This is a genomic window from Streptomyces tricolor, assembly GCF_002155905.1.
Taxonomy (GTDB): domain Bacteria; phylum Actinomycetota; class Actinomycetes; order Streptomycetales; family Streptomycetaceae; genus Streptomyces; species Streptomyces tricolor.
In genome coordinates this window covers 1-15959 of the sequence record NZ_MUMF01000312.1, presented here as the reverse complement: position 1 = coordinate 15959, position 15959 = coordinate 1, and the positions used below count along the sequence as shown (strand labels likewise).

Sequence of the window (15959 nt, the reverse complement as noted above, 5' to 3'; positions counted from 1 at the left end):
AGGTCGGCCCGGCCCCGCTCGCAGAAGCTGTTGACCAGGATCTGGGTGTAGCGGCCGATGTGGCGGCGCACGCTGCGGTGGTCGATCGTCTCCATGGCCGCGGTGACCGCGCCGCGCAGCCGCTTGTGCTCCTCGCCCTCGGCGTGCGAGCAGATGGGCTGCCAGGCGATGTGCGGCATGAGCGGGTGGTCGGGCTTGACCCTGCCGTCGCGCAGCGGGGTCCAGATCCGGCTGTCGCGGGTGAACTGCGAGGCCTGGCGCACCAGTTGCAGGTTCTCCGCGTGGCCGAGGACCACCCACATGGGTACGTCGTCGTGGAGCAGCACGGGTGCCACGGGGCCGTGCTCCTCGCGCAGGCGCTCGTACAGCTCGCTGAGGTGTTCCGCCTCGGGGCCGTAGAGCCGGCGCGGTCCTCCGGGGCCGAGGCCGTGCGCGGGGCAGCCCGGCGGCGGGCCGGAGAGGGTGTCGTGCGTGCCGGTCGGTGAGGGCGGTTCAGGCGTCACAGTGGTCGCTCCGGAAACGGAAGGGTCGGGGTCGGGGGGTGCCGGTCAGGTGAGGGCGCCGGACATGGCGAGCGAGTGCAGGAAGCGCATGAGCGTCATCAGCACGTCCTTGCTGGAGGCGCGGCGGCGCACATCGCACTCGATGATCGGGATCTCGGGGGCCAGGTCGAGCGCGGTGCGCAGTTCCTCGACCGGGTAACGGGGCGCGTCCGGGAAGGTGTTGACGGCGACGACGAACGGCACGCCGCCCTCCTCCAGCCGGCCCATGACGTCGAAGCTGACCTCCAGGCGGCGGGTGTCGACCAGGACGACCGCGCCGAGCGCGCCTTCGAACAGGCCGTTCCACAGGAACCAGAAGCGCTCCTGGCCGGGGGTGCCGAAGAGGTAGAGCACCAGCTTCTCGGTGATGCTGATGCGGCCGAAGTCCATGGCCACGGTGGTGGCCGTCTTGGACTCGGAGCCGTAGTTGTCGTCGACGCCGATACCGGCCTGGGTCATGGTCTCCTCGGTGGTCAGCGGTCTGATCTCGCTGACCGAACCGACCATGGTGGTCTTGCCGACGCCGAAGCCGCCCACGATCACGATCTTCACCGCGGCCTGTGCCGTGTGCGGCAGCTGGTCCTCGGTGCGGGGGCCGGGGAGGGTGTCAGAGCCGTTGAAGTCCATGCATCACCGCTTCGAGGAGTGAACGGTCGGGGAGCTCCTGGCGGACGATGGGGGCGTGCGCCTGCACCAGTTCGGCCGTGATCAGCTCGGTGAGCAGTACGGTCATCGTGCTGAACGGCAGTCGGAGGTAGGCCGAGAGCTCCGCGACGGACAGGGGGGCTTTACAGAGCCGGAGCACTGCCGTCTGCTCCGGGCTGGCGGACACCGGGGGCGCGGAACGCGCCACGATTAAGGTGACCAGGTCGAGTTCGGCGCGGGCGCCGTCGCCGGATCCGGTGACGGAGTACAGCCGTTCCGGGTTCTCTCCCGGGCCCCGGCCGTCCGCCGCCTCCGGTGACGGAGGCAGCGGCGGCTCGGGCTGCGGTCGCGGCTGCGGGGGCGACGGAGGCTGCGGGCGGCGCCGCGTGCGTCGTGGAGGGGTCATACGGTCTGCCCGTTCCGCCGGGGCGGACTGGTCAGATGGGCGCCGATCCGGACGACGAGGTCCCGCATCATGCCGCTCATCCGCCCCGGTTCGCAGGTCACGTCGGAGAGCACGGCGAGGTAGGCGTTGTCCCCCGCGTTCATGAGGTAGAAGTAGCCGCCCTCGATCTCGAAGACGACGGTCTTCATGTCGCCGGCGTCGGGCAGCTCCTGGATGATGGCACTGGCCAGGCTCTGCACGCCCGCGCAGGCGGCGGCCACCCGGTCGGCGGCGTCGGGGTCGCCGCCGTAGCGGGCGATGCGCAGTCCGTCGGCGGAGAGGACCACGATCATCTCGATGCCCGGCACGCCGTCGTTCAGCTGCTTGAGCATCCAGTCCAGGTTGCCTCGCTGGTGGATCACTTGGGGTCCCCCTCGTCGTCGGCCTCGGTGGCGCCCTCGGCGGGATCGGCCGAATCGTTGAGCAGATGCAGGTACTTGGTCGGGTGGAGCGTGAAGTCGGTCAGCTCGTGGGTGGGGGTGTCCGGGGGCATGCCCTTGCGCAGGCCGTTCCAGAAGTCCTCCATCCACATGCCCGGCGGTCGTTCCATGAGCTTCTTGCGCTCGGGGTCGATCTCGGGCTCGGGTTCCGGCTCCGCCTTCCGCTGGGACCAGATGGTCGGCCGGCCCTCCCGTTCGGCGCGTTCGATGGCGGCCTGTTCGGCGTACCGCTGGCTGAGCGGCGTCTTCACCCGGCTGCGGCGCTGCGGCAGGCCGCCCGCGGTCCACTCGGTGACCTCGGGGACGTCGTCCTCCAGCGAGAGGCTGGCGGTGATCTTGGGGCTGGTGGGGCGGCGCTTCTTGGGCGGGCGCTTGGGGCCCTCGACGGCGTCCGCGGTGGGGATCTGGGCGGCGGCGGCCCCGATGCCGTGGGCCTGCACGGCGCCGACGCCGGGCTCGGTGGTGGTCATGACGCGCGGTACGACGAGGATGGCGCGGACGCCGCCGTAGGCGGAGGAGCGCAGCGAGACCTCCATGTCGAACCGCTTGCACAGGCGGCCGACGACGGCGAGGCCGAGGCGCGGGTTCTCACCGAGGTTGTGCGCGTCCTCGCCGTTCTTGGCGTCCTCGATCATCTGCTCGATGCGGGCGCGGGACTCCTCGCTGAGGCTGACTCCGCAGTCCTCGATCTCGATGACGATGCCCGACTGCACCTCGACGGCGGTGACGTGCACCTTGGTCGTGGGCGGCGAGTAGCGCGTGGCGTTGTCGAGGAGTTCGGCGGCGGCGTGGATGACCGGCTCGACCGCGGTGCCCTTGATGTTGATGTTGACGATCGAGGCGAGGTTGATGCGGCGGTACTCCAGGATGCGCGACATGGCGCCGCGCAGCACGCTGTAGAGGGAGACCGGCTTGGGCCACTGGCGGCCGGGCCGGCCGCCGCCGAGCACGGAGATGGTGTCGGCGAGCCGGCCGATCAGCGAGGTGCCGTGGTCGATGCGCAGCAGGTCGTCGAAGACCTCCGGGTTGCGGCCGTGGTCCTCCTCCATCTCGCGGAGTTCGTAGGCCTGCTGGTGGACGATGGCCTGGACGCGGCGCGCGACGCTCACGAAGGAGCGCTCGGTGGCGTCGCGCATGGAGATCTCCTGGTCGGCGCCGCGCAGCGCGATGCGCACCAGTTCGCGGTAGCCCTCGGGCAGGCCGCGCAGTCCGGGGTCCGCGTCGAAGACGTCGCGTACGACGTTGCGCAGCACCTGACCGCGGCGCAGCCGGTAGAAGCCGTTGGGCAGCACCTCGGTGGCGAAGCGCTCCATCAGCTCGTTGTGCGCGGCGATCCGCTGTTCCAGATACGCGGTGTGACGGGCGTGTTCGGCCTGCACCTCGCGGAGCTTGCGGCCGCGGCGGGCGGCCTCCCCGGCGGTGCCGAGGACCAGCAGCACGGCCAGCGCTCCGCACACGCCGACGGCCACCCGGGCCGCGGGCGGTACCAGGGCGACGGCGGCTCCGGCCGCCGCGGCCATCACTATGGCCGGGGGCAACAGCACGCGCGCATAGGGACGTTCACGGCGACCGGGAGGCTTCTGAACACTCACCATGGATGCCTTCTGAGACGAGTCGGCTGGGTGTCGGGGGAGCTTGCGTGGGGAAGACGTCAGGGGACTGGTAGGGATCTACTGCACGTATGGGAACAGGCGCACGAATTGCCTCAACTCGGTGCGCCGCGGGCGAGCTTAGTCCGACCGGATCATCGCCGTGTCATATTCGGCAAGCACCTGAAATCACCCTGCGAGAGGAGTAGCCTCGACTCCTTTTGCACGCTGAGTCTTTGTTCGTACACGAAGAGTATCGGCGTACGGACGTGCGAATGTCACTCACCGTAAAGAGTGAAACGGCGACCGGGGCCGCACCTCAGCGGTCCCGGTCGCCGTTCCCTTCGCCGTGGGCGCGAGCGACCAGCACGCGCCCGCACCCGCCGACCGTCAGGTCACCCCACCGACGAGTAGGCGACCACCCCGCGCAGCAACTGATCCACAGCCTTCCGCGCGGCCTTGGCCACGGTCGAGCCCTCCGCGGGCGCCGCCGCCGAGATCTGCCCCAGCACATCGATGACCTGCTTGCACCAGCGCACGAAGTCACCGGCCGGCATCTCCGCCTCCCGCAGCACCTCGTCGAGGCCCTTGCCGGACGCCCACATGTACGCGGCCCAGGCGAAGCCGAGATCCGGCTCCCGCTGCCCGACGCCCTCGGTCTGGCGGATCCGGAACTCCTCCTCCAGCCCGTCGAGCCGGCCCCAGATCCGGACCATCTCACCGAGCGCGGCCTTGGCCTTGCCGGAGGGCAGCTTCGGCGCCAGCGCGTCGTCCCCGAGCCGTGCCTCGTACACCAACGCCGAGACGCACGCGGCGAGTTCGGCGGGGCCCAGTCCTTCCCAGACGCGCTCGCGCAGGCACTCGCTGGCCAGCAGGTCCAGCTCGCCGTACAACCGGGCGAGCCGCTTGCCGTGCTCGGTGACCTCGTCACCGCGCAGATAGTCCAGCTCGGTCAGCAGGGCCACGATCCGGTCGAAGGTCCGCGCGATCGTGTTGGTACGGCCCTCGATGCGCCGCTCCAGCTGCGAGGTGTCGCGCAGCAGCCGGTGGTAGCGCTCGGCCCAGCGGGCGTGGTCCTCACGGTCGCTGCACCCATGGCACGGATGCGCCCGGATCGCCGTCCGCAGCCGCGCGATCTCGCGGTCGTCGGCGGCCTGGGACCGCTTCTTGCGCGCCCGCTCCGGCGGGATGTGCCCGGCCTTGGTGCGCAGCGCGGAGGCGAGGTCCCGACGGGACTGCGGCGAGCGCGGGTTGAAGGACTTCGGGATCCGCATCCGGTCCAGCGGCTCCACCGGCACCGGGAAGTCCATCGTCGCCAGCCGCTTGACCTGCCGCTCCGCGGTCAGCACCAGCGGGCGCGGCCCGTCGTGGTGGTCGAAGCCGCGGTGTCCGTTGGAACGGCCCGCGGGCAGGCCCGGGTCCAGCACCAGGGCGAGGCCCGCGTACTTGCCCGTGGGCACGTGGATGACGTCGCCCGGCTTCAGCTTCTCCAGGGCGACGGCGGCCTCGGCGCGGCGCTGGGCCGCGCCCTGCCGGGCCAGCTCGGTCTCCCGGTCCTTCAGCTCCCGGCGCAGCCGCGCGTACTCCTCGAAGTCGCCGAGGTGGCAGGTCATGGAGGCCTTGTAGCCGGCCAGGCCCTCCTCGTTGCGCTGCACCTGGCGGGAGATGCCGACGACCGACTTGTCGGCCTGGAACTGCGCGAAGGACGTCTCCAGCAGCTCGCGCGAGCGGTGCCGGCCGAACTGCTCGACCAGGTTGACCGCCATGTTGTACGACGGCTTGAAGCTGGAGCGCAGCGGGTACGTGCGCGTGCCCGCCAGGCCGGCGAGGTGCTCGGGGCTCATCCCGCGCTGCCACAGCACCACGGCGTGGCCCTCGATGTCGATGCCGCGGCGGCCCGCGCGACCGGTCAGCTGGGTGTACTCGCCGGGCGTGATGTCGGCGTGCTGCTCGCCGTTCCACTTGACGAGCTTCTCCAGCACCACCGAGCGGGCGGGCATGTTGATGCCGAGCGCGAGGGTCTCGGTGGCGAACACGGCCTTGACCAGGCCGCGTACGAACAGCTCCTCCACGACCTCCTTGAAGGTCGGGAGCATGCCCGCGTGGTGGGCGGCGATACCGCGCTCCAGGCCCTCCAGCCACTCGTAGTAGCCGAGGACGTGCAGGTCCTCGGTGGCGATGTGGGCGGTGCGCTCCTCGACCAGGGCGCGGACCTTTTCCCGCGCCTCCTCGTCGTTGAGCCTGAGGCCCGCGTAGAGGCACTGCTGGACGGCGGCCTCGCAGGCGGCGCGGCTGAAGATGAAGGTGATGGCCGGGAGCAGACCCTCGGCGTCCAGCCGCTCGATGACCTCGGGGCGGCCCGGGGTCCACACGCGCGAGCGCTGTCTGCGCTCGCGCTCGCGGTCGGCCTCGCGCATCGCCCGGCCGCGCCTGCGGTCCTGGTACGACGGCCGGGTGGCCTCCATGCGGGCGAGGCGGACCAGGTCGGGGTTGACGGCCTTCTTGTGCCCCTCGCCCTCCTCGAACAGGTCGTACATCCGGCGTCCGGCGAGCACGTGCTGGAACAGCGGCACGGGCCGGTGCTCGGAGACGATCACCTCGGTGTCGCCACGCACGGTGTCCAGCCAGTCACCGAACTCCTCCGCGTTGGACACGGTGGCGGAGAGCGAGACCAGGGTCACCGACTCGGGCAGGTGGATGATCACCTCCTCCCAGACGGCGCCGCGGAAGCGGTCGGAGAGGTAGTGCACCTCGTCCATGACCACGTAGCCGAGGCCGAGGAGGGTCTGCGAGCCGGCGTAGAGCATGTTCCGCAGCACCTCGGTGGTCATCACGACCACCGGGGCGTCGGAGTTCACGCTGTTGTCGCCGGTGAGCAGGCCGACCTTCGCGGTGCCGTAGCGGCGGCACAGGTCGGCGTACTTCTGGTTCGACAGCGCCTTGATGGGTGTCGTGTAGAAGCACTTCTTGCCCTGCTGGAGGGCGAGGTGGACGGCGAACTCGCCCACGATCGTCTTGCCCGAGCCGGTGGGGGCGGCCACCAGTACGCCCTTCCCCGCTTCGAGCGCCTGGCAGGCCTCGATCTGGAAGGGGTCGAGGCCGAAGTCGTACATCTCGCGGAAGGAGGCGAGTGCGGTGGCCTGCTCGGCTGCCCGCCTGCGGGCTGCCGCGTACCGCTCGGCCGGTGAGAGGTCCTCTGTCATCGTACTTTCGAGCGTACCGGGCCCCACTGACAACAGGACGATCATTATCCGGATCGTGGCCCGGCGGACGGGAGGTCGCGGCTCGGCGAGCACAGGGTCGTGCGCGGGCGCGGACGACGGATGCCCCCGCCCTCGGGGGGCGGGGGCATCGCGTGCGGCGGCTCGGTGAGGCCAGGTGAGGTCAGGTCAGGTCAGGTCACGTCGTCGTAACCGTTGACCCGGTCGGTGCTCGCCTGCTCGGGCAGGGTCCGGGCGGCCGGCACGGGCTCGACGTCGCCGATGTCCTCGGGCGTGAGGTCCAGCTCGGAGGCCTCGTCGTCGGCGGGGCCCTCGGCCTCGCGGCGGCGCCTGCGCTTGTCGTTGAGCAGCGAGAAGGCGACCGCGCCGAAGTACAGCACCCAGATCGGCCCGGCCAGGGCCAGCATGGACAGCGGGTCGGTGCTCGGGGTGGCCACGGCCGCGAAGACCGTGATGCCGAGGATCATCGCCCGCCACCAGCCGAGCATGCGCCTGCCGGTGATCACCCCGGTGAGATTGAGCATGATCAGCAGCAGCGGCAGCTCGAAGGAGAGGCCGAAGACGATCACCATGCGGGTGACCAGCTGGAGCAGGTCGTCGAGCGGCAGGAAGTTCCTGATGGATCCGTTCGGCGTGAAGTCGATCAGCACCTTCGCGGTGGTGGGCAGCACCTTGTACGCGAAGTAGGCACCGCCGAAGAACAGCGGGGCGCCGGTGAAGACGAAGGCGTAGGCGTACTTCTTCTCGTGCCGGTGCAGTCCCGGCGCGACGAAGGCCCACAGCTGGTACAGCCAGATCGGCGAGGCCAGCACCACACCCGCCATCAGGGAGACCTGGAGGGCCAGCGTGAACGGGGCGAGGAGACCGTTGATCGTGATCTCCGCGCACTGGTGCTTGCCGCTGGCCTTCGCCAGCTCCTCGAACGTCTCCGGGCAACCGATCGAGTCGAGGATGGGCCTCGTCAGGAAGTTGATGATGTCGTTGTAGAAGAAGGCGGCGACCACCGTCACGACGACGATGGCCAGCATGGCCTTCGCGAGCCGGTTGCGGAGCTCACGAAGGTGATCCGCAAGGGGCATCCGCCCCTCGGGATCCTTCTCCTTGTGGCGGGCAGACTTGAGCAACCCACGTCCTCATCTCGTGCGGCAGGCCGGGGATGTTCCGGCCCTGCGTCAGCGCTTGGTGGTGTCCGTCGGCTCGTTGACCGGCCGCGAGCTGGTCACGTCGCCGGGAGCCGCCTGGATGGTGCGCTGGGCCGGGGGCTGCTCGTTGGAGGCGGGCGCCTGGGCGGAGGAACCGCCGTCTTCCTTCATCGCCTTGGCCTCGCTCTTGAGGATGCGCGCGGACTTGCCGAGCGAGCGCGCCATGTCCGGAAGCTTCTTCGCGCCGAACAGCAGGATGATGACGACGAGGATGAGAATGATCTCGGGAGCTCCGAGCCTTCCGAACATAAGTCTTTACCTTCTCACCGAGGCGGCTGGGGTGGGGTGCTGTCCGACCAGTCGGACATGTGTCCGATGGTCGTGCTGGCAGCGATCGTAACGCTCAGGGGTAAACGTGAGGCAATCCCCGTGCGTACTCCCGGTCCACGGTGCGGGCCTCGTTCTCCGCACCGCGACCAGCAGCGTACCTTTCCCACAGGGCAGCATGACAGGGCGAAGTGACGCAAAGCGCTTGCCCCGCCGGGACTCACAGGCACCGCTCGGCACGGCTCACAGCGCGTCCACGGCACGGGCCGTGCTCACGGCCGCCCGCTCCAGATCCTCGGCGGCCCGGTTGATTCGGCGCGCGGAGTCCGCCACCTGCCGCCCCAGGCGCCGCGCCTCCAGGAACACCCGGACGGCGAGCACCCCCAGGACGGCGAGACCCAGGAAACCCATGGCTACCGCGAACATCGGCCAGAACATGACGTCGAGACTAGACCGTCCGCCGCCGCGGAGCGCAGCCGGCTACACCGTGGAGTACAGCCGCAGGGTCCTGACCCCGCCGCCGGTGAGCAGCTCGACGATCCGCTCCCCGGCGGGCTTGCGGACCGCGGCGCCGCAGTCGGGACAGGTGAAGGAGTAGAACGTCGTCCGGCTGGTGGCGCCGATGGCGAGGCGCAGGGCGCTCGCGGCCAGCTCGAAGCGGCCCCGGCAGTCAGGGCAGCCGGCCCGGAACACCACCGGGACCACTCTCCGCATCCCGGCGAAGGCGGTCGCCACCGTCATCTCACCCGCAGGCTCGCTCACTGGCCTCGCTCCCTTTGTCCGGTGCGCCGCTGGAAGTGCCATGGTCTGCCGTCTCGCGTCCGCGGCGCCGTGGTGGCCGGCCGCGCCCACGCGGCGAGCCGCACAGTCACTACAGTCCCGCGCCCCTCGGGGGGCGCCTCACTGCCCGGAGCCCGCCGGCCCCGCCGTGTCGTACGCCGCCAGTGCCTCGACCGCCGCTCTCCGGGCGCTCTCGGCCAGCTCCGGCGGCGAGACGATCCGGCCGTCGCGGCCGAGCCGCAGCGCGAGCCGGCGCAGGGAGGCCGGATCGGGGGTCCGCAGAGTGATACGCAGCCCGCCGTCGGGAAGCTCATCGGCGCTGTCGTGCGGGTAGTACTCGGCGACCCAGCGACCGCCGGGACCGACCTCGACCACGACCTCCGGGTCCTCGGCGGCCGGCTGCACCAGCCCCTCGGACAGGTCGCGCAGCTCTATCTCGGGCGGGGCGGCCGGCGCGTCGAGGATCCTGATCTCGGCGACCCGGTCGAGCCGGAAGGTGCGCCGGGCCTCGGAGCGGCGGCACCAGGCCTCCACGTAGGTGTGGCCGACGCTGACCAGCCGGATGGGGTCGATCTCGCGCTCGGTGACCTCGTCGCGGGCCGGGGAGTAGTAGCGGATCCACAGCCGGCGGCGCTCGGAGATCGCCCGGTCGACATCGGCGAAGACGCCGCCCTCGGACTCGAAGGTCACCGACAGGCGGGAGCTGGCACCGGCGGCCTCGCCGGCCGCGGCCTCCACCTTGGCGGTGGCCCGCAGCAGCGCCTGGCGGTCGCTCTCCCGCAGGCCGGGCAGCGTGGCCACCGCGCGGGCGGCGACCAGCAGAGCCGTGGCCTCGTCGGCGGCGAGCCGGAGCGGTTCGGCCGCCTCCTCGCCGAGCGCGGCCGGGTTGTGCCACCAGATCCGCTCGCCGTCGGTGTCGATGTCCAGCAGATCGCCGCCGCGGAAGCTGGTGCCGCACATGGGCAGCAGATCGAGGTCGGCGACCAGCTCGTCCTCGGTGATGCCGAAGGCGCGCGCCACATCGGCGATCCGGGCGCCGGGGCGCTCCCTCAGATACGTCACCAGGGAGAGCATCCGCCGGGTCTGGTCGATGGCGTTGACGGTCCTGGCCGGTTTCACTGCCACAGTCCTGCTCCCCCCTCAGCCCTTGGCCACGGCACGCAGCCGGTCCACCACGTCGGCCCGCAGCTCGGCCGGCTCCAGGACCACCACGTCCGGCCCGAACTCCACCAGCCAGGCGTCCAGGCCGTGCCCGTACGGAATCTCCAACTCGTCCCAGCCGTCACCGAGTTCCCGGACCTTGGTGGCCTTCGCCCGAAGGGGGTAACCGGCGCCGGACCGCAGCCGGATCAGCGCCGAGCGGTCGGCGATCTCACCGGCCCAGCTCGCGACGGTCTCACGCACCGTGACGACGTCCGGCACGGGCGCGGTGAAGCCCGTCCCCCGGGAACGCACCCTGCCGGTGATCCGGGACAGCCGGAAGACGCGCTCGGCGCCCCGGTCGCGGTCGAAACCGGCCAGGTACCAGTGGCCGCGCCAGCACTCCAGCGCCCACGGCTCCACGTGCCGGGGCTCGGGGCGGGCGGCGGAGGCCTTGCGGTAGTCGAAGACGACGGGGCGGCGGTCACGGCAGGCCAGCATCAGCGGCTCGAAGGCGGCCTCGTGCACCGGGATGCGCGGCTCCAGGGCGCCGTGCGCCTCGTACGGGTCGACGTCCTCGGGCAGGCCGGCGGCGCGCAGCTTCTGCAGGGCGCCGCTGGCGGCCCCGGCCAGCCGGGCCTGCTGCCAGACCTTGGCGGCGAGACCGAGGGCGGCGGCCTCCTCGGCGTCCAGGGTGATGGGGGGCAGGCGGTTGCTGTCGCGGCGGGCCAGATAGCCGACCTCGCCGTCGAGGTTCTCGACGGTCGCGATCACCAGGCCCAGCTCGCGCAGGTCGTCCTTGTCCCGCTCGAACATGCGGTTGAACGAGTCGTCGCTGCCCGCTTCCAGATAGGCCTCGATCGACTCCCGCAGCTCGCGCTTGCTGAGCGGCCGGCGGGTGCCGAGCAGACACAGCGCGAGGTTCATCAGCCGCTCGGCCTTGGCAATGGCCATCGACGCCCTTCGCCTTCCCTATGGTGCTTCTGACCGATGACCGTACCGCTCCGCGGCGCGGTGACAAAAGCCGAGGGCCCATGCCCGAGCAGGCATGGGCCCCGGATGATCGGATCCGGTCGAAGCCGACCGGTCGATCAGGCGTCGATCAGGCGTGGAGGAGACTCGGCTCAGACGCCGAGGAGGTCCACCACGAAGATGAGCGTCTCGCCCGGCTTGATCAGCGGGGTCGGGCTCTGGTTGCCGTAGGCGAGGTGGGCGGGGATGGTCAGCTGGCGGCGGCCACCGACCTTCATGCCCTGCACGCCCTGGTCCCAGCCCTTGATGACCCGGCCGGCGCCCAGCGGGAAGCGGAACGGAGTGCCGCGGTTCCAGCTGGCGTCGAACTCCTCGCCGGTGCTGAAGGCCACACCCACGTAGTGGACGGTGACCGTCTGGCCGGCCTGCGCGACCGGGCCGTCGCCCTCCCAGATGTCCTTGATCTCAAGGTCCGCCGGAGGCTCGCCGCCCGGGAAGTCGATCTCGGGCTTGTCGATGCTCACGTCAAAAGCTCCTTGTGTACGACACGAAACAGCGGACAGTCTTTCATCTCCGCTGCCGTCCCGCCCGCCCCGGGCGTCACCGGGCTACATCGCCGCGAGGATGTCCACCGTGAACACGAGGGTGGAACCCTTCCCGATGACACCGCCGCTCGGCGGATTGTCCCCGTAACCCAGCTCCGGCGGGACCACGATCAGGACCCGGCTGCCGACCTTCTTGCCGGTCAGCCCCTGGGCGAGCCCCTTGACCGCCTGCTGCATCTGCTCCAGCCCGAACTGGCTCAGCCGGCCCGAGCCGTACGTCCGCTGGAAGGTCTTGCCGCCCTCCCAGACCAGGCCCTGGAACTGGCACAGGACCGTCTGGTCGGCCTTCAGCTCCGGGCCGTCGCCCTCCAGCACGTACTCCGACACGAGCTTCTTCGGCGGGTCGCTCCTGGGGACGGTGACCTTGGGCACCTGGCCGTCGGTGTTGACGGCCACCTTCGGCAGGGCGGCGTCGCTCTGCGGGACCGGCTCGCCCTTGACGGAGCTCTTGGAGTTGAAGGACTCGATCAGATCGATGACGAAGACCAGGGTGTCGGTGCCCTTGATGCCCGCCCGCGCGTTGCCCTGCTTGCCGTAGCCCCAGGTGGGCGGGACCGCGATCTCGACGCGGCTGCCGGTCTTCTTGCCCGCGAGGGCGTACCGCCAGCCGTCGATGATGCTGCCCTGGGCGAGCTGCATCACCAGCGGACGCTCACGGTCGTAGGAGTTGTCGAAGACCTTGGCCGTGCTCCAGATCTGGCCCAGATAGTTCGCCCGGATGAAGTCGTTCTCCGCGACCGTGCGGCCACTGCCCGCGATCAGCGTCTTCACCGCGAGATCCTTCGACGGATCGCCCGGCCCCTTGGCGACGGCGGGCTTCTCGCCGAACTTCGTGCCCGACGTCACCGCCGGCAGCGGCCCGTCCACGATCTTCGGCGGGGGCACGGAGGACGCCGAGGGCGACGGCGAGGCCCCGGCCTTGCTGGTGTCGGACTCGTCGTCACCACATCCGGCGAGTGTGACCAGTCCCGCGGGTACGGCGGCCAGGAGGAGTGAGCGTCGGCGCACGGAAGAGCCTCGTAATCGGTCGATCTTGCGGATGGCGTGCGCGCAACTCTACGACTTGAGAAGGGCGCCGTACGGGAAACGTACGGCGCCCGTGTGGCGTTCCGGCTGTTTCACCGCCGACGCCCTGCTCGCACACCGGCCACTCACATTCCGGCGATCAGCTTCTCCACCCGGTCGTCCACCGAACGGAACGGGTCCTTGCACAACACGGTGCGCTGCGCCTGGTCGTTGAGCTTGAGGTGTACCCAGTCGACCGTGAAGTCCCTGCGCTGTTCCTGTGCCCGCCGGATGAAGTCGCCGCGCAGCCGGGCCCGAGTGGTCTGCGGGGGAACCGACTTGCCCTCGAAGATCTTCAAGTCGTTGCAGACCCGGGCGGCTTGGCCCTTCTTCTCCAGCAGGTAGTACAGGCCACGACGGCGGTGGATGTCGTGGTAGGCGAGGTCTATCTGAGCGACCCGCGGATGCGACATCGTCATGTTGTGCTTGGCCCGGTACCGCTCGATGAGCTTGTACTTCATGACCCAGTCGATCTCGGTCTCGATGCGGTCCAGTTCCTCGTTCTCGATCGCCTCCAGGGTGCGGCCCCACAGGTCCAGGACCTGCGCCACCGTGCCGGTGCGGATGCCCCGGCGGTCGCAGAAGTCCAGCGCCTTGTCGAAGTACTCGCGCTGCACCTCCAGCGCCGAGGCCTCCCGGCCGCTGGCCAGGCGCACCTTGCGCCGGCCGGTGATGTCGTGGCTGACCTCGCGGATCGCCCGGATCGGGTTCTCCAGCGTGAGGTCGCGCATCACGGTGCCCGCCTCGATCATGCGCAGCACCAGGTCCGTGGCGCCGACCTTCAGCAGCATCGTCGTCTCGGACATGTTCGAGTCGCCGACGATGACGTGCAGCCGGCGGTAGCGCTCGGCGTCCGCGTGCGGTTCGTCGCGGGTGTTGATGATGGGCCGGGAGCGGGTCGTCGCCGAGGAGACGCCCTCCCAGATGTGCTCGGCGCGCTGGCTCACGCAGTAGACGGCGCCGCGCGGAGTCTGCAGCACCTTTCCGGCGCCGCACAGCAGCTGCCGGGTGACCAGGAAGGGGATGAGGATGTCCGCGAGCCGGGAGAACTCCCCGTGCCGCGCCACCAGGTAGTTCTCGTGGCAGCCGTAGGAGTTGCCCGCCGAGTCGGTGTTGTTCTTGAAGAGGTAGACGTCGCCTGCGATTCCCTCCTCGTGCAGGCGTCGTTCCGCGTCCACCAGGAGTCCTTCGAGAATGCGCTCGCCGGCCTTGTCGTGGGTGACCAGTTCGATCACGTTGTCACATTCGGGGGTCGCGTATTCCGGATGTGAGCCCACGTCGAGATAGAGCCGGGCGCCGTTTCGCAGAAAGACATTGCTGCTGCGGCCCCATGACACGACACGGCGGAAGAGGTACCGCGCCACCTCGTCAGGAGACAGGCGCCGCTGTCCCCTGAACGTGCACGTGACGCCGTACTCGTTCTCCAGCCCGAAAATGCGGCGGTCCATGAGGGAACATTACGCCCGATCCCCCGAGCTGAAACGGGGTTCGACGGCACGATTTGGATCATTTTCCGATGAAGCCGCAACGACCGCCCCCCGGGCGGGAGCTGCGAGGACCCCTCCGGTGGCGAGCAGGACCAGCAGCGACACGGCCCCGGCGGCACCCGGCAGCGCGAAGCCCCACAGGGCGCCACCGGCCTGGACCACCGGCCCGGCCAGGCCCGTTCCGACCGAGGCACCCACGGTGAACGTCGTCACCAGCCAGGAGAACGCCTCGGTGACGGTCCCGCTCGGCGCGTGCCGGTCCACGATGATGAACGCACAGGCGATGCAGGGCGCCAGGAACACACCGGAGACCACGCTGAGCAGCACCATGGCCACCGCGCCCGGCATCAGCATCAGCGGCAGGTAGCAGACCGCCAGCAGAGCCACCAGCACCCTCAGCCGCCGCTCGGGCGCACCGGCCCACTGGCGGGCGCCGTACACGGTGCCGCCCGCCAGCGCGCCCAGCCCCACCCCGGCCATCAGCCAGCCGTACACCGCGTCACCGCCGTGCCCGTCGGCGTACGACACCGAGGCGACCGTGATCGAGCCCATCGCGATCCCCACGAACAGGAACGCGGCGAGCAGCGCGAGCAGGCCGGGCGAGCGCAGGGCGCCCAGCCAGTGGGCCTCGCGCGGGGCCGAGCGCCACGCGCGCGAGGGCGGCGAGAGCACCACGGACAGCGCGCCGAGCACACCCACCAGGTTCAGCACCAGCAGCGCGGCACGCTCGTCCCACAGGGACACGCAGAGGGTCACCAGCAGCGGACCGACGGTGAACATCACCTCCTGCGCGATCGCGTCCATGGCGTACGCGGTGTGCACCTGCTCCTCCCGGCCCAGCACCGACGGCCACAGCGCACGCAGGCCGCCCTCCAGGGGCGGGGTGAACAGGCCGGACGCGGCGACGGCCGCGTAGGCGACCGGCAGCGGATCGGTGCCGGAGAACGCGAAGAGCGCCATCGCGAGGGCGGCGAGGACGGCCGCGGGCAGCTGCACCCGCGGCTGGCCGTACAGGTCCACCAGGCGGCCCAGCACCGGCTGGCCCACCGCGTTGGCGACGCCGTACACGGCGGCGAGGGCGCCGGCGAGGCTGTAGCTGCCGCCCTCGGCCCGCACGAAGAGCACCAGGGCGATGGCGGCCGTCGCGTTGGGCAGCCGGCCCACCAGGGTGCCCGTGAGCAGCCGCAGGGCGTGCCTCGCCGTCAGGATCTCCCAGTACCCCGTCGCCATGTCCTGCCCTTCCGTGGCTCGCCCGGGACGCCGCGACGGCCCGAAGTGTTACGTATAACGTCCCTCTTCATACGTACCATGTGCGCTGTTCACACGTCCAGACGACCGGGAGAGAGTGGTGGCCCGCAGCAGCACCCGCCCGACCAGCCGGGACGTCGCCCAGGCAGCCGGCGTCTCACAGGCCGCCGTCTCCCTCGTCCTGGGCGACAAATGGCGCGGCCGGGTCTCCGAGACCACCGCCGAACGCGTCCGCCACGCCGCACGCGAACTGGGCTACCGGCCCAACCTCGCCGCCCGCAACCTCCGCCTCGGCCGCACCCGCACGGTCC

At 70.7% G+C, this 15959-nt stretch carries 16 protein-coding genes and 1 pseudogene; 1 reads left to right on the top strand and 16 read right to left on the bottom strand.

Annotated elements, in window-relative coordinates:
- From CCN44_RS46385 to CCN44_RS22420, 16 genes and pseudogenes are all read right to left on the bottom strand, one after another.
- Positions 1–503: pseudogene (locus CCN44_RS46385) on the bottom strand (cytochrome P450); the annotation flags it as partial.
- Positions 504–548: 45 nt separating this feature from the next.
- The gene (locus CCN44_RS22490; protein ID WP_059248362.1) at positions 549–1169 is read right to left on the bottom strand and encodes a GTP-binding protein; all 621 of its coding nucleotides are present in this window, start codon (positions 1167–1169) and stop codon (positions 549–551) included.
- Positions 1150–1593: a DUF742 domain-containing protein gene (locus tag CCN44_RS22485; protein WP_086698959.1), complete on the bottom strand. Its 444-nt coding sequence runs from the start codon at positions 1591–1593 to the stop codon at positions 1150–1152. The genes CCN44_RS22490 and CCN44_RS22485 overlap by 20 nt, the downstream gene beginning before the upstream one ends.
- Positions 1590–1994 carry a roadblock/LC7 domain-containing protein gene (locus tag CCN44_RS22480; RefSeq protein ID WP_059248364.1) on the bottom strand — a complete coding sequence of 135 codons (405 nt, stop codon included), beginning with the start codon at positions 1992–1994 and terminating at the stop codon, positions 1590–1592. The genes CCN44_RS22485 and CCN44_RS22480 overlap by 4 nt, the downstream gene beginning before the upstream one ends.
- Positions 1991–3667 (bottom strand): sensor histidine kinase, encoded by a 1677-nt coding sequence (locus CCN44_RS22475; protein ID WP_189397284.1) that lies wholly within the window; start codon positions 3665–3667, stop codon positions 1991–1993. Before CCN44_RS22475 ends, CCN44_RS22480 begins: the two co-directional genes overlap by 4 nt.
- 389 nt (positions 3668–4056) lie before the next feature.
- Positions 4057–6909, bottom strand: a complete 2853-nt coding sequence (locus tag CCN44_RS22470) for a DEAD/DEAH box helicase (RefSeq protein ID WP_059248366.1) — start codon at positions 6907–6909, stop codon at positions 4057–4059.
- Between the two features lie 146 nt (positions 6910–7055).
- Positions 7056–8006 (bottom strand): twin-arginine translocase subunit TatC, encoded by a 951-nt coding sequence (gene tatC / locus CCN44_RS22465; RefSeq protein WP_086698956.1) that lies wholly within the window; start codon positions 8004–8006, stop codon positions 7056–7058.
- A gap of 48 nt (positions 8007–8054) precedes the next feature.
- Positions 8055–8333, bottom strand: coding sequence for a Sec-independent protein translocase subunit TatA (gene tatA, locus CCN44_RS22460; protein ID WP_059248368.1), 279 nt, complete (start codon positions 8331–8333; stop codon positions 8055–8057).
- A gap of 261 nt (positions 8334–8594) precedes the next feature.
- Positions 8595–8789: a hypothetical protein gene (locus CCN44_RS22455; protein ID WP_059248369.1), complete on the bottom strand. Its 195-nt coding sequence runs from the start codon at positions 8787–8789 to the stop codon at positions 8595–8597.
- 42 nt (positions 8790–8831) lie between these two features.
- Entirely contained in the window at positions 8832–9155 is a 324-nt protein-coding gene (locus tag CCN44_RS22450) for a hypothetical protein (protein WP_391048181.1), read from the bottom strand.
- Between the two features lie 96 nt (positions 9156–9251).
- Positions 9252–10256, bottom strand: coding sequence for a helix-turn-helix transcriptional regulator (locus CCN44_RS22445; RefSeq protein ID WP_086698949.1), 1005 nt, complete (start codon positions 10254–10256; stop codon positions 9252–9254).
- Positions 10257–10271: 15 nt separating this feature from the next.
- Entirely contained in the window at positions 10272–11225 is a 954-nt protein-coding gene (locus CCN44_RS22440) for a helix-turn-helix transcriptional regulator (RefSeq protein ID WP_059248372.1), read from the bottom strand.
- Positions 11226–11395: 170 nt separating this feature from the next.
- Positions 11396–11767, bottom strand: coding sequence for an FKBP-type peptidyl-prolyl cis-trans isomerase (locus CCN44_RS22435; RefSeq protein WP_059248373.1), 372 nt, complete (start codon positions 11765–11767; stop codon positions 11396–11398).
- An 84-nt stretch (positions 11768–11851) separates the two neighbouring features.
- On the bottom strand, positions 11852–12856 hold the full coding sequence (locus tag CCN44_RS22430) for an FKBP-type peptidyl-prolyl cis-trans isomerase (protein ID WP_059248374.1): 1005 nt from the start codon (positions 12854–12856) through the stop codon (positions 11852–11854).
- Between the two features lie 143 nt (positions 12857–12999).
- Complete coding sequence (gene pafA / locus CCN44_RS22425; RefSeq protein ID WP_059248375.1) at positions 13000–14361, bottom strand: Pup--protein ligase; 1362 nt, start codon at positions 14359–14361, stop codon at positions 13000–13002.
- A 9-nt stretch (positions 14362–14370) separates the two neighbouring features.
- Positions 14371–15630, bottom strand: coding sequence for an MFS transporter (locus CCN44_RS22420; protein WP_086698945.1), 1260 nt, complete (start codon positions 15628–15630; stop codon positions 14371–14373).
- Positions 15631–15748: 118 nt separating this feature from the next.
- On the opposite strand from CCN44_RS22420, the gene CCN44_RS22415 reads away from it, so the two are divergent.
- Positions 15749–15959 (top strand): LacI family DNA-binding transcriptional regulator (locus CCN44_RS22415; protein WP_143649912.1); only part of this gene is annotated, 211 nt, incomplete at its 3' end.

Coding starts and splice junctions, on each gene's coding strand:
- CCN44_RS22490 (WP_059248362.1), bottom strand. CDS start 1,169: ATGGACTTCAACGGCTCTGACACCCTCCCCGGCCCCCGCACCGAGGAC.
- CCN44_RS22485 (WP_086698959.1), bottom strand. CDS start 1,593: ATGACCCCTCCACGACGCACGCGGCGCCGCCCGCAGCCTCCGTCGCCC.
- CCN44_RS22475 (WP_189397284.1), bottom strand. CDS start 3,667: ATGGTGAGTGTTCAGAAGCCTCCCGGTCGCCGTGAACGTCCCTATGCG.
- CCN44_RS22470 (WP_059248366.1), bottom strand. CDS start 6,909: ATGATCGTCCTGTTGTCAGTGGGGCCCGGTACGCTCGAAAGTACGATG.
- tatA (WP_059248368.1), bottom strand. CDS start 8,333: ATGTTCGGAAGGCTCGGAGCTCCCGAGATCATTCTCATCCTCGTCGTC.
- CCN44_RS22455 (WP_059248369.1), bottom strand. CDS start 8,789: ATGTTCTGGCCGATGTTCGCGGTAGCCATGGGTTTCCTGGGTCTCGCC.
- CCN44_RS22450 (WP_391048181.1), bottom strand. CDS start 9,155: ATGGCACTTCCAGCGGCGCACCGGACAAAGGGAGCGAGGCCAGTGAGC.
- CCN44_RS22440 (WP_059248372.1), bottom strand. CDS start 11,225: ATGGCCATTGCCAAGGCCGAGCGGCTGATGAACCTCGCGCTGTGTCTG.
- pafA (WP_059248375.1), bottom strand. CDS start 14,361: ATGGACCGCCGCATTTTCGGGCTGGAGAACGAGTACGGCGTCACGTGC.
- CCN44_RS22420 (WP_086698945.1), bottom strand. CDS start 15,630: ATGGCGACGGGGTACTGGGAGATCCTGACGGCGAGGCACGCCCTGCGG.